At 38.3% G+C, this 13,289-nt stretch carries 10 protein-coding genes; all 10 read left to right on the top strand.

Going from position 1 to position 13,289, the window contains the following annotated elements:
- The first annotated feature begins 184 nt into the window (after positions 1–184).
- The 10 genes from uppS (at position 185) to J2S74_RS05045 (ending at position 13,270) form a co-directional block, all read left to right on the top strand.
- Positions 185–955 carry an undecaprenyl pyrophosphate synthase gene (gene uppS, locus J2S74_RS05090; protein WP_307322651.1) on the top strand — a complete coding sequence of 257 codons (771 nt, stop codon included), beginning with the start codon at positions 185–187 and terminating at the stop codon, positions 953–955.
- A gap of 15 nt (positions 956–970) precedes the next feature.
- Complete coding sequence (locus tag J2S74_RS05085) at positions 971–1,762, top strand: phosphatidate cytidylyltransferase (protein WP_307322649.1); 792 nt, start codon at positions 971–973, stop codon at positions 1,760–1,762.
- 12 nt (positions 1,763–1,774) lie between these two features.
- A complete protein-coding gene (locus tag J2S74_RS05080) occupies positions 1,775–2,923 on the top strand; it encodes a 1-deoxy-D-xylulose-5-phosphate reductoisomerase (protein ID WP_307322647.1) in 1,149 nt (382 codons plus the stop codon).
- 18 nt (positions 2,924–2,941) lie between these two features.
- Positions 2,942–4,201: an RIP metalloprotease RseP gene (gene rseP, locus J2S74_RS05075; RefSeq protein WP_307322644.1), complete on the top strand. Its 1,260-nt coding sequence runs from the start codon at positions 2,942–2,944 to the stop codon at positions 4,199–4,201.
- Between the two features lie 158 nt (positions 4,202–4,359).
- A complete protein-coding gene (locus J2S74_RS05070) occupies positions 4,360–6,060 on the top strand; it encodes a proline--tRNA ligase (RefSeq protein ID WP_307322642.1) in 1,701 nt (566 codons plus the stop codon).
- 132 nt (positions 6,061–6,192) lie between these two features.
- On the top strand, positions 6,193–10,497 hold the full coding sequence (locus J2S74_RS05065; protein WP_307322639.1) for a PolC-type DNA polymerase III: 4,305 nt from the start codon (positions 6,193–6,195) through the stop codon (positions 10,495–10,497).
- A 478-nt stretch (positions 10,498–10,975) separates the two neighbouring features.
- The gene (gene rimP, locus J2S74_RS05060; protein ID WP_307322636.1) at positions 10,976–11,446 is read left to right on the top strand and encodes a ribosome maturation factor RimP; all 471 of its coding nucleotides are present in this window, start codon (positions 10,976–10,978) and stop codon (positions 11,444–11,446) included.
- Positions 11,447–11,514: 68 nt separating this feature from the next.
- Positions 11,515–12,690, top strand: a complete 1,176-nt coding sequence (gene nusA / locus J2S74_RS05055; protein ID WP_307322633.1) for a transcription termination factor NusA — start codon at positions 11,515–11,517, stop codon at positions 12,688–12,690.
- Positions 12,691–12,704: 14 nt separating this feature from the next.
- On the top strand, positions 12,705–12,971 hold the full coding sequence (rnpM, locus tag J2S74_RS05050; protein ID WP_307322630.1) for an RNase P modulator RnpM: 267 nt from the start codon (positions 12,705–12,707) through the stop codon (positions 12,969–12,971).
- On the top strand, positions 12,968–13,270 hold the full coding sequence (locus J2S74_RS05045; RefSeq protein WP_307322627.1) for a YlxQ family RNA-binding protein: 303 nt from the start codon (positions 12,968–12,970) through the stop codon (positions 13,268–13,270). The genes rnpM and J2S74_RS05045 overlap by 4 nt, the downstream gene beginning before the upstream one ends.
- Positions 13,271–13,289 lie beyond the last annotated feature (19 nt).

Genomic DNA, 13,289 nt, shown 5'->3' with positions numbered 1-13,289 from the left:
GCTCCTACACATACACGTCACTGGAGTTGCCGCCTTCCGCTTCTCCAAGCTAAAAAGCATCAAAGTTTGCGAAAATAGCCATTTATTAAGATAATTATTAAACAATAGGTTTAAATTGTTTAATAATTATCAAAGCTTTAGAAGTATTCATATATTTTTAGTTAAGCAATTTGGGGGAAAAAGTATGTTAAAAAAATTAACTGAGCTTAAAAAGCAATTATCCCAAAACAAAAAAGACATAGAACTTTTGCATAATGAAAATATTCCGGAACATGTAGCTATCATTATGGACGGGAATGGGAGATGGGCCAAAAGAAGAGGACTCCCTAGGGTTGCTGGTCATAGAGAGGGAATGAATGTAATAAGAAAAATTGTCCGTCAATCAAATAAATTGGGGGTTAAGGTTCTTACGCTGTATGCTTTTTCTACAGAAAACTGGAAACGGCCTAAGGACGAAGTAGACTTTTTAATGCGCTTGCCTGAAAGGTATTTAAACAAGGAACTTCCTGTACTTATGGAAGAAAACGTTGTTGTCCGCATGACAGGTTCAAAGGAAGACCTCCCTCGATTCACCTTAAACGCTGTAGAAAATGCCATTGAAAAAACCAAAAATAATGATGGACTAATTTTAAATTTTGCTCTGAATTATGGTAGCCGTTATGAGATTATACAAGCCGTTAAGAAGCTTTACCTCTCCATAGATAATCAAACGGAAAGTGTTGATGATATCACGGAAGAGTCCTTGTCCAAATTTCTCATGACCGGAGATTTAAAGGATCCAGACTTATTAATCAGGACAAGTGGTGAAATACGTCTTAGTAATTTCATGCTTTGGCAATTAGCTTATTCAGAATTTTGGTTTACAGATGTTCTATGGCCTGATTTTACGGAAGAGCATTTTAATGAAGCAATCCGTGTATATCAAAAGAGAATACGTAGATATGGCGGCGTGTAGAGAGGAGCTTTTACATTGAAGCAACGAATTATTACAGCAATTATAGCAGGGGCTGGTTTTCTATCCATTATCATTATTGGGGATTGGCCATTTACACTGTTAATTTTTGCTTTAGCAACAATAGCAATGCATGAACTATTAAAAATGAAACAAATGAAATTGAGTTCCCCAATAGGGTTATTAAGTTTATTTTTAATGTGGATTTTATTACTTCCAGAAACTATTCTTGGATTTAGATGGCTACATATCGATAAGTTAGAAATGTTCCTCCTGCTCATTATTGTTTTGTTAGCTCTTACCGTAATAACAAAAAATAAATTTACATTTGATCAAGCTGGATTCATAATATTATCCTCTGTTTATATTGGCTTCGGGTTTCATTTTTTCATTTACACTAGGTTCTTAGAACAAGGCCTTTCCTTGTTATTTTTTATTTTAATCTTAGTTTGGGCTACCGATTCAGGTGCCTATTTCTCAGGAAGGTTTTTTGGTAAACATAAACTATGGCCTCAAATAAGTCCGAAAAAAACGATTGAGGGAGCCCTTGGAGGTGTGCTTTTAGCTTTTATTATAGGTATAGTATTTATTACTTTTATACCTCTATTCACTAATTGGTTTACCACTGTTTTGTTTATTTTAGTAGTTTCCGTTACTGGACAGCTTGGTGATCTAGTGGAATCGGCGTTAAAAAGGCATTACTCCGTTAAAGATTCAGGACAAGTACTGCCCGGACATGGAGGTATTCTTGATCGTTTTGACAGCTTAATATACGTCATGCCAATTCTTTATTTATTGAATCTCATTTAAAGGAGCTGCTATATGAAGAAAATAAGTCTGTTAGGTTCTACCGGTTCAATCGGAAAACAAACTTTGGATGTAATACGCTCCCATAAGGATGATTTTCAATTAATTGCTTTAAGCTTTGGTCGCAATATAGAAGAAGGGTTAAAGCAAATACTTGAATTTCACCCATCAATCGTTTGTGTTGAATCGAAGGATATTGCTAATAAAATTGTTAACGAACTGCCAAGTCATATAAAATTGGTTGACGGAGAAGAAGGGTTAATGGAGGTTGCTTCGATAGCAGAAGCAGATATATTAGTGAACGCAGTTATGGGAAGTGTTGGTTTAAAACCAACATTAGCTGCAATTGAGTGTGGAAAGGATATCGCCATTGCAAATAAAGAAACCCTTGTAACTGCTGGACACATAGTTACGGAAATGGCAACAAAACATGGTATAGAGCTCGTTCCTATTGATAGTGAGCACTCTGCTATTTATCAATGTCTAGAGGGGGATGTTGAGAAAGAGGTCTCCCGGCTTATTTTAACTGCATCGGGAGGTAGCTTTCGGGACAGAACTAGGGAAGAATTAGTAGATGTAACCGTATCAGCTGCTTTAAAGCATCCAAATTGGCAAATGGGAGCTAAAATTACTATAGATTCTGCAACAATGATGAATAAAGGTTTAGAGGTAATAGAGGCGAGATGGCTTTTTAATATGCCTTATGAAAAAATTGATGTCATATTACATAAAGAAAGTATTATCCACTCTATGGTAGAATATATTGATGGTAGTGTACTAGCTCATCTTGGCACACCGGACATGCGTGTCCCCATTCAGTATGCCTTATCTAAACCTAAAAGGCTTGATTTAACAGGGGGAAAAAGGTTAAACTTATGGGAAGTTGGATCCCTCCATTTCCAAAAACCAGATTATAGCAGATTCCGTTGTTTATATTTAGCATTTGAAGCAGGCAAAGCTGGTGGAACAGCACCTACGGTGTTAAATGCAGCAAACGAAGTTGCTGTTGCAGCTTTTCTAAATGGTAAAATAAAGTTTTTGGAGATCGAAGAACTGGTGGAAAGGGCACTACAGGAACATATAATCACCTCTGTCCCTGAATTGGACGAGATTCTTGCTGTAGATGAGGAAACTAGAAATAAAGTTATATCCTATATGAGTTAAAGTAAAGGTTGTGTTGCGATGAATACATTCATATCTATCATAATTATTTTTGGACTATTAGTGTTTATTCATGAGTTAGGTCATCTCGTATTTGCAAAACGTGCCGGTATACTTTGCCGTGAGTTTGCTATTGGTTTTGGACCAAAGATTTTCTCCTTTAAAAAGGGGGAAACAGTATACACCATTCGCCTCTTACCTTTAGGTGGTTTTGTTCGAATGGCAGGGGAAGATCCTGAAATCATTCAAATAAAGGCCGGTTACGAGATAGGATTACTTTTTAATGCAAAAGGGAAAGTAAATAAGCTTATTATTAATAACAAATCAAAGTACCCTGATTGCAAAATAATCCAGGTAGAAAGAATTGATCTAGAGAAAGATCTCTTTGTTACTGGATATATTTCTGATGAGGAAGGCCTTGTGACCTATTCTATTGATGAAAAAGCGGAATATGTTCACGATGAGCAAGCTACTCAAATAGCTCCGTATGATCGTCAATTTAGTTCTAAAACAAAAAGGCAGCGTGCACTAGCTTTATTTGCCGGTCCTGCCATGAACTTCGTATTAGCAATTGTAATACTGACAATGTACGCATGGATAGCAGGGATGCCAGTAGATGAACCTTTGGTTGGAGAGGTAATAGAGGATGGAGTTGCAATTGGAGCTGGATTGCAAAGTGAGGATAGAATAATTTCCATCGGTGGACAAGAAGTTAATACATGGGAAGAAATGACAACCATTATACGATCTAATCCTAACACCCCTTTAGAATTTGGGATTCAAAGGGGATTGGAACAATTTGAAGTTACCATGACTCCTCAAGAAAGGGTACTTCACGAGGATCAAGTAGAAGGATTTGTGGGTATAGCTCCTATGATGGAAAAATCAATTATTGGAGCAGTAGCTTTTGGTTTTACCCAAACCTACGAATTCACAGTATTAATTTTCGAAGCATTAGGAATGCTCGTTACAGGCCAATTTTCTTTAGATCATTTAGCAGGACCTGTTGGTATTTACAGTTATACAGATGAAGTTGCGCAAATGGGCTTCTTAGTATTAATGCAGTGGACAGCGATTCTAAGTGTAAACTTAGGAATAATCAACCTGTTACCTCTTCCAGCACTAGATGGAGGAAGGCTCATGTTCATTGGTATAGAAGCACTAAGGGGAAAACCAATAGACCCTCAAAAAGAAGGAGTCGTCCACTTTATTGGTTTCGCATTATTAATGCTCCTCATGTTAGTAGTAACCTGGAACGACATAAACAAATTTTTCTTGTAGAAGATGAAGGTGAAAAAGCGTTTTTCTTTTTCACCTTCATCCAAACAATGAGCTAAGCCGTCGCAGTCTCTTTAAGCCTCTTATGAGCGATCTTTTCATAAGAGGCGCGCGACGAGCGTGCCATTGTTTAATAAATTTCATATTACGAGGTGGCATAAATGAAACAAAATACATACCTGGCACCTACATTAAGGGATATTCCTAGTGATGCTGAAGTAAAAAGTCATCAATTAATGCTCCGTGCCGGCTTAATTCGTCAAAGTACCTCTGGGGTGTACTCCTTTTTACCTCTAGGCTTAAAAGTACTTAAAAAAGTAGAAAATATTATTCGTGAAGAAATGAACCGTGCTGGTGCACAGGAGCTCTTGATGCCTGCCATTCAACAAGCAGAGCTTTGGCAAGAGTCTGGTCGATGGGAAGCTTACGGACCGGAATTAATGCGTTTAAATGACCGCCATGGAAGGCAATTTGCGTTAGGACCTACACATGAAGAGGTGATTACCACTTTAGTTAGGGATGATGTTCATTCCTATAAGAAACTGCCAATGACTCTTTATCAGATTCAAAATAAGTTTCGTGATGAAAGACGCCCACGTTTTGGTGTATTAAGGTCAAGGGAATTTCTTATGAAGGACGCCTATTCTTTTGATGCTACAGCAGAAGGCTTAGATGTAAGCTATGAAAAAATGTATGATGCTTATAATAAGATTTTTACTCGCTGCGGTTTGGACTTCCGTGCAGTTGTAGCAGATTCAGGAGCAATCGGTGGTAAGGAAACCCATGAATTTATGGTTTTAACAGAGGTTGGGGAAGATACAATTGCTTATTCTGACCAGTCTGACTTTGCAGCAAACATCGAAATTGCCCCGGTTAAGGTAACTTATACAAAATCGGATGAAACCTTGAGGGAATTAGAATCAGTTGAGACCCCTGGAAAGAAAACGATAGAAGATGTTTCGTCCTTTTTAAATGTTACAAAAGATAAGCTGATAAAGTCTGTATTATTTATTGTAGACGATGAGCCTGTTCTTGTCCTTGTCCGCGGGGACCATGAAGTTAACGATGTAAAGGTCAAGCATTTATTCGATGCACAAATCGTAGAAATGGCTACAGAGGAAGAAACAAAAAACTGGATGAATTGCATCCCAGGTTATGTTGGACCTGTAAAAGTACCTAAAGGTGTTAAAGTGGTTGCCGACCACGCTGTTGAAGCTATTGTTAATGGCGTCTGTGGTGCAAATGAAGAAAATAAACATTTTATTAATGTGAATGTAGAGAGAGATTTCTCCGTTGAACAATTTGCTGACTTGCGAAATATACAAGAAGGTGACCCTTCTCCGGACGGAAAGGGAACAATCCGTTTTAAAGAGGGTATTGAAGTTGGTCATGTATTTAAGCTCGGTACAAAATACAGTGAAGCTATGGGAGCCAATTTCTTAGATGAAAATGGTAAAAACAAACCGATGATCATGGGGTGTTACGGAATTGGTGTTTCAAGAACAGTTGCGGCTATTATTGAACAGCATCATGATGATGATGGTATTGTTTGGCCTGCTACAGTTTCTCCCTTTGACATTCATTTAGTACCAGTAAATATGAAACAAGAGGATCAAAAAAACCTTGCTGAAGAATTATACGACCAATTAGGTGAAGAACGTTTTGAGGTATTATTCGATGATCGACCAGAACGTCCTGGTGTAAAATTTAAGGATGCAGATCTATTTGGATTCCCGATTCGGATAACGGTTGGTAAAAAGGCATCTGAAGGAATCGTTGAACTTAAAGTTCGAAAAACAGGGGAAACTCTGGAAATCCATAAAGACAATCTTTTAGATACCATTAAAGAAAAATTAGTGTAAAATAGAATAAGAAAGAAAATAGGAGAGGTTGTTCCATTTTGGGACAGCCTCATCTAAATTTAATTTTAAATTTGTCTAGCGTTCGCGTCTATTCACAAGGCGCTTACGCTTTTCGTATGAGGAGGAACCGACATGAACGAGGAACAACGGATTCGAAGGGAGCGATTCCAGCTTCTGTTAGAGCAAGTAGTCATGCCGGATGAGTTAATTAAAAAATATTTGAAAGAAGGAGCTATTGAAAAACTAGAAGTTTTTCAGAATGAAAGAAAATGGATTTTTCATATTTCACTTCCTGGAATATTACCTTTCCCAGCTTTCGAGCTTTTTCAAAATCAAATAATAAATAGATTAGAACATATCGCTAAGGTAGACATTATCCTTAGTTATACAAATGAAGTGAATCCAAATGAATATCTTGCTCAGTATTGGCCTTTTTTTATTGAAAAGCTACGTTCCTCTACAAACGGACTGATAAGACGGCTACAAGAACAAACACCTACTTTAAATGGTAGTAAAATCATGATTACAGTTATGAATGATACAGAAGGGGAAATGATGAAGCGCCGTGTACAAGCACCTCTTCAACAAGCCTTTGAGGAAGTAGGGTTTGGTAAACCTATTGTGGAAACTAGAGTGGTAGAATCCAAGGAAGCAGTAGAAAAGTTTGTGGAACAAAAAAATGAAGAAGACCATTCCAAAATGGTGGCAGCCATGATGGAGAAGAAGAAACAAGAGGAGAAACAAACTGAAGAAGGACCAAGTGGACCAGTATCCATTGGACATGCCATCAAACAAGACGAATTGGTGTCTATTAGAGAAATAATTGAAGAAGATCGTCGTGTAGCAATAGAAGGTTATATATTTGATGCGGAGATAAGGGAACTAAAGAGTGGTCGATCTCTATTAACCTTTAAGGTTACTGATTACACAGATTCTATTCTCGTTAAAATATTTTCAAATGGAAAAGAAGACCTTCCCATGCTGGAGTCCATTAAAAAGGGAATGTGGGTAAGAGTAAGGGGATCCATTCAGTTTGATACCTTCGTAAGAGACTTAACGATGATGGGGAGGGACCTACAAGAGATTAAACCACCTGCTCGTCCAGATAATGCTCCAGAAGGGGAAAAGCGTGTTGAACTCCATCTTCATTCTCCAATGAGTCAGATGGATGCTGTTACTGCCGTCTCGAAACATGTGGAACAGGCGAATAAGTGGGGACATAAAGCCATTGCTATAACGGATCATGCCGTATTACAATCCTTCCCTGAGGCTTATTCAGCAGGGAAAAAGACGGGGGTAAAAATCCTTTATGGTGTGGAAGCAAATCTCGTAGACGACGGTGTTCCTATCGCGTATAATCCTGCCGATAGAACTCTGTTAGACGATACGTATGTGGTTTTTGACGTAGAGACAACGGGATTGTCCGCTGTTTACAATACAATTATTGAGCTTGCAGCCGTTAAGGTGAAGGATGGGGAAATTATCGATCGTTTTGAATCCTTTGCTAATCCACACGAGAAGTTATCCCCCCTTATCATTGATTTAACAGGAATTACAGATGATATGGTGGAAAATGCACCGGAAATTGCTGACGTTATTAAGGATTTCCATGAATGGATTGGCGACGATATTTTAGTTGCCCATAACGCTAGCTTTGATATGGGGTTTATTAATGCTGCCTTGAAAAAAGTAGGTTATGAGCATGCTAGTAATCCCGTTATCGATACACTTGAATTAGGGCGAACGCTTTACCCTACCTTTAAAAATTACCGGTTAAACACCCTTTGTAAAAAATTTAATATCGAACTAGTTGCTCACCACAGAGCTATTTATGATGCGGAAGCAACGGGACACCTTTTATGGAAAATGGTGAAGGATGCAACTGAGAAGGGGATATTTAACCATAACCAATTAAATGAACAAACGTCTAAAGATGATTATAAGAAACAAAGACCTAACCATTGTATTATTTTTGCTAAAAACAAAAAGGGCTTACGTAATTTATATAAGCTAGTTTCCTTGTCTCATATTAACTATTTTTATCGAGTCCCGAGGATTCCAAAATCTGTTTTAACGGAGCACAGAGAAGGATTGATCGTAGGGTCGGCTTGTGACAACGGTGAGGTTTTTGATGCCATGATGCAAAAGTCCCCTGAAGAGGTGGAAAAAGTTGCGGAGTTCTACGATTATTTAGAAGTACAACCGCCAAGTAATTACTATCATCTCATTGAAAAGGAAATTGTTCGCGATGAGCTAGCCTTGAAGGATATCATCAAAAAAATAATCGACCTGGGTGAAAAATTAGGGAAAAAAGTAGTTGCTACTGGCAATGTTCACTATTTAAACGAGGTTGACTGGATCTATCGAAAAATTTTAATTGGGTCCCAAGGGGGAGCAAACCCTTTAAACAAACAAACATTACCACAAGTACATTTCCGAACAACAGACGAAATGTTAGCTTGCTTTAGTTTCCTTCCAGAGGAAAAAGCCAAAGAAATTGTAGTAACAAATACAAATGCTATAGCAGATGAAATAGAAGAAATCAAACCTATTCCTGACGACCTATATACCCCGAAAATTGAAGGGGCAGACGATGAAATGCGGGAAATGAGTTACGGAATGGCCCGTAGTATTTATGGTGAAAATTTACCTGAAATAGTGGAAGCACGATTAGAAAAAGAATTAAACAGTATAATTAGCAACGGATTCTCTGTTATTTACCTTATTTCTCATAAGCTCGTAAAAAAATCCCTCATCGACGGTTATCTTGTAGGGTCCCGGGGATCGGTTGGTTCAAGCTTTGTGGCAACTATGACAGAAATTACGGAGGTAAATCCACTACCTCCACATTACGTATGTCCAAATTGTCATCACTCTGTCTTCTTTGATGATGGTTCCGTCGGTTCCGGCTTTGATTTACCAGATAAGGATTGTGAAAAATGTGGGACAAAATATAAGAAAGATGGACAGGATATCCCATTTGAAACCTTCTTAGGATTTAAGGGAGATAAAGTACCCGATATTGATTTAAACTTCTCTGGGGAGTATCAATCAATTGCACATAATTATACGAAGGAGTTATTTGGAGAAGAATTTGTGTACAAAGCGGGAACGATTGGTACTGTTGCAGAGAAAACGGCTTACGGTTTTGTAAAAGGTTATGAAGATGATAATCAATTGCAGCTAAGGGGTGCTGAAATTGATCGACTTGTTTCGGGGTGTACTGGTGTAAAAAGAACGACCGGCCAACACCCAGGGGGAATCATTGTAGTTCCAGATTATATGGATATTTATGATTTCACACCTATTCAATATCCAGCAGATGATCATGAATCAGAATGGCGGACAACCCATTATGATTTCCATTCCATCCACGATAATTTGCTAAAGCTTGATATACTCGGTCACGATGATCCAACGGTTATTCGTATGCTACAAGACTTAAGCGGTATAGATCCAAAAGATATTCCAGTTGACGATCCAGAAGTATACAAATTATTTGGTGGAACAGAATCTTTAGGTGTGACGGAAGAACAAATTATGTGTAAAACAGGAACATATGGGATCCCAGAGTTTGGTACACGATTTGTACGTCAAATGTTAGAGGAAACGAAACCAAATACCTTCAGTGAATTAGTACAGATTTCTGGCCTTTCCCACGGTACAGATGTATGGTTAAATAATGCTGCTGACCTCATAGCTAATGGGACATGTGTTTTAAAAGATGTTATTGGGTGTCGTGATGATATCATGGTTTACCTAATATACAAAGGTTTAGAGCATTCCTTAGCCTTTAAAATCATGGAATCCGTCCGAAAAGGAAAAGGACTTCAGGATGAATGGGTGGAGGAAATGAAGAAAAATGGTGTTCCTGATTGGTACATTGGCTCATGCTTGAAAATAAAGTATATGTTCCCTAAAGCTCACGCAGCTGCCTATGTATTAATGGCTGTCAGAATTGCCTACTTTAAAGTTCATTACCCTATTTTATTTTACGCTGCGTATTTTACCGTAAGGGCTGATGATTTTGAATTAGACACAATGGTGAGGGGATCAGCAAGTATCCGTAAACGTATTGAAGAGATATACAGCAAAGGGTTAGATGCAACCCCTAAAGAGAAAAGTGTGGTAACCGTACTGGAATTAGCACTAGAAATGTGTGAACGTGGAATGTCGTTTCAAAAGGTTGATTTAAATCGATCTTCCGCTAAGGAATTCCTTGTGGATGGGAATAGCTTAATCCCTCCGTTTAATGCTTTAAATGGAGTTGGAACAAACGCCGCAGTAAATATTGTGAAGGCAAGGGAAGATGGAGAGTTCCTATCGAAGGAGAATTTACGTGAGCGAAGCAAAATTACGAAAAGTGTCTTAGAAAACTTAGACGACCATGGCTGCTTAGAAGGACTCCCAGATTCCAACCAACTATCTCTCTTTTAAGGAAGACTTAATTAATGGACAGTATTAACTTTGAAACAGCGTTGATTGAAGCGGAAGGTGCGAGACTCCTGCGGGAATAACAACAGCTGAAGACACCGCAGGGTGCACTTCCCGAGGAGGGTGAAGCGTTGCCCGCGGAAAGCGAGCACTCTTTACCTGCGACGAGCAAACGAAGTGGCGCAGGAGCATCCTGAAGCGAAAATCAACATCCAAGTTCAAGAGATCATTTAATTAAATAGAAGATCGCTGAAAATGGCTTATTTGCAAGGCTTTGAGGTTTATGTTATAGTTAGATGGAAATACTGGTAATAGCGACGGCAGAAAGAGTGGGTCTATCCCACTCTTTCTTTTGCGATTAAAAACTGTATTTATTAATTAATGGGTACAATAAACAAAAGTTCAATTGACCTAAGTATAAAATGACGAACCAATAAGGTGCAATTTAGGAAGGTAAAAGTCATATAAAGGAGGTATTACTGTGTCTGGAAATGTCCGTGAGGCAACGGAATCGTTAGTTACACCAATATTAGAAAAACTCGCTTTAGAATTGGTTGATATCGAATTTACAAAGGAAGGTAAAAGTTGGTTTCTTCGTGTTTATATAGATCGTGAAGGCGGAGTTGACTTGGATGATTGCACAGCAGTCAGTGAGCAGCTAAGTGAAGCATTAGATAAACACGACCCTATAGATCAAATGTATTATTTAGAGGTTTCTTCACCAGGAGCAGAACGTCCGTTGAAAAAACCACAAGACATAACGAGAGCTGTAGGGAAAAATGTACATGTTACTACATATGCTCCGATTGATGGAGAAAAGACATTTGAAGGAATCCTTAAGGATTTTGATGGTGAAACACTTACCATTGAGATGAAAATGAAGACGAGGAAGAAAAACATTGAAATTCCTTATGAAAAGGTTGCAAAAGCAAGACTTGCTGTTGCATTTTAAAATTATCAAATTGCAGACGATTTAGACCGTCTTATGCTTTTTTAAATTGAAAGGGGGAAACGAAATTCATGAACAGTGAATTTATGGATGCGCTAACTAGCATCGAAAAAGACAAAGGTATTGACAAAGAAATTATACTTGAAGCTATTGAACAAGCATTGATTACAGGCTACAAACGAAATTTTAATTCAGCACAAAATGTCCGAGTGGATATTGACCGGACTTCTGGGAGCATTCGTGTTTTTGCTAGAAAGGAAGTTGTAGAAGAGGTCTTTGATGCCCGTCTAGAAATATCACTTGAGGCAGCTAAGGCAATTAATCCTCAATATGACGTCGATGATGTGGTTGAAATTGAGGTTACACCTCGAGACTTTGGCAGGATCGCTGCTCAAACTGCGAAGCAAGTAGTAACGCAAAGGGTTCGGGAAGCAGAACGGGGTATTATATATTCTGATTTCATTGATCGTGAAGAGGATATAATGACTGGTATTGTACAACGGCAGGATCACCGGTTTATTTATGTAGATTTAGGAAAAGTGGAAGCACTGATGCCAGTAAATGAGCAAATGCCTAACGAAACGTATCGCCATAATGACAGAATTAAGGCATACATCACAAAAGTTGAAAAAACAACAAAGGGTCCTCAAATTATGATTTCCCGTACACACCCTGGATTACTAAAACGTCTCTTTGAATTAGAGGTTCCAGAAATTTATGACGGAACTGTGGAAATAAAGTCCGTATCTAGAGAAGCAGGAGACCGCTCCAAGATTGCTGTTCACGCGGAAGACCCTGAGGTGGATCCGGTTGGATCATGTGTTGGCCCTAAAGGACAAAGGGTACAGGCAATTGTAAACGAATTAAAAGGGGAAAAGATTGATATTGTCCGATGGTCTGATGATCCAAAGGTATACGTGGCCAATGCACTAAGTCCATCCAAGGTCGTTCAAGTAACAGTAAACGAAGAAGAAAAAATGACTCAGGTTGTTGTTCCTGACTATCAATTATCACTAGCCATTGGAAAGCGGGGACAAAATGCCAGATTAGCTGCAAAGTTGACCGGCTGGAAAATTGATATTAAAAGCCAAAGTGAAGCTGAGGAACTAGGCTTATACGATCCCAATGCACCTGTGAAAGAGGAAGGATCCTGGGACATTGAGGAGCATGATGATAATTTTGAAGTTCTTGAGGAACTTGATGATAGTGTGGAAGTAGATGAAAATACAGAGGAACAAAATCAATAAAGGGAGTGGTAAGATTGGCTGGAAATAAAAAAACACCACTTCGTAAATGTGTTATTACTAATGAAATGAAACCCAAGAAAGAATTAATTAGGGTTGTAAGAACGCCAGAAGGTTCAGTAATGATCGATCATACTTCAAAAAAATCTGGCCGTGGTGCTTACATTACTTTGGATGAAGAAGTAATTAAAGAAGCTAAAAAGAAAAATGCTTTAGCTCGGCACCTAAAAGTAGAGGTTCCAATTGAAATATATGATCAATTATTAAAGGAAGTTAAACCATGAATGATACAGCTTGGCTCAATACGTTAGGGCTCGCATATCGAGCTAGAAAAGTGGTAACGGGAGAAGAGCTGGTTGTAAAGGCCATACAGAAAAAAAAAGTTTTCCTTGTTATTGTGTCTGAGGATGCCTCTGACAATACAAAGAAAAAGCTCAAGGATAAATGTACGTATTACCATGTTCCGTTGGTAATTAAAGGGGAACGAAGGTTAATTGGAAGTGCTATCGGAAAAGCAGAGCGGGTAGTAGTTGGTATTGAAGATCCTGGATTTGCTAAAAAAATAAAGACATTAATTGAATAACTTTGTGGGTACCATCCTA

The organism is Evansella vedderi (assembly GCF_030813435.1).
In the GTDB taxonomy this organism is placed as follows: domain Bacteria; phylum Bacillota; class Bacilli; order Bacillales; family Salisediminibacteriaceae; genus Evansella; species Evansella vedderi.
This window is presented reverse-complemented; position numbering and strand designations above follow the sequence as displayed.

Coding starts and splice junctions, on each gene's coding strand:
- uppS (WP_307322651.1), top strand. CDS start 185: ATGTTAAAAAAATTAACTGAGCTTAAAAAGCAATTATCCCAAAACAAA.
- J2S74_RS05070 (WP_307322642.1), top strand. CDS start 4,360: ATGAAACAAAATACATACCTGGCACCTACATTAAGGGATATTCCTAGT.
- J2S74_RS05065 (WP_307322639.1), top strand. CDS start 6,193: ATGAACGAGGAACAACGGATTCGAAGGGAGCGATTCCAGCTTCTGTTA.
- J2S74_RS05045 (WP_307322627.1), top strand. CDS start 12,968: ATGAATGATACAGCTTGGCTCAATACGTTAGGGCTCGCATATCGAGCT.
- nusA (WP_307322633.1), top strand. CDS start 11,515: ATGAACAGTGAATTTATGGATGCGCTAACTAGCATCGAAAAAGACAAA.
- rseP (WP_307322644.1), top strand. CDS start 2,942: ATGAATACATTCATATCTATCATAATTATTTTTGGACTATTAGTGTTT.
- J2S74_RS05080 (WP_307322647.1), top strand. CDS start 1,775: ATGAAGAAAATAAGTCTGTTAGGTTCTACCGGTTCAATCGGAAAACAA.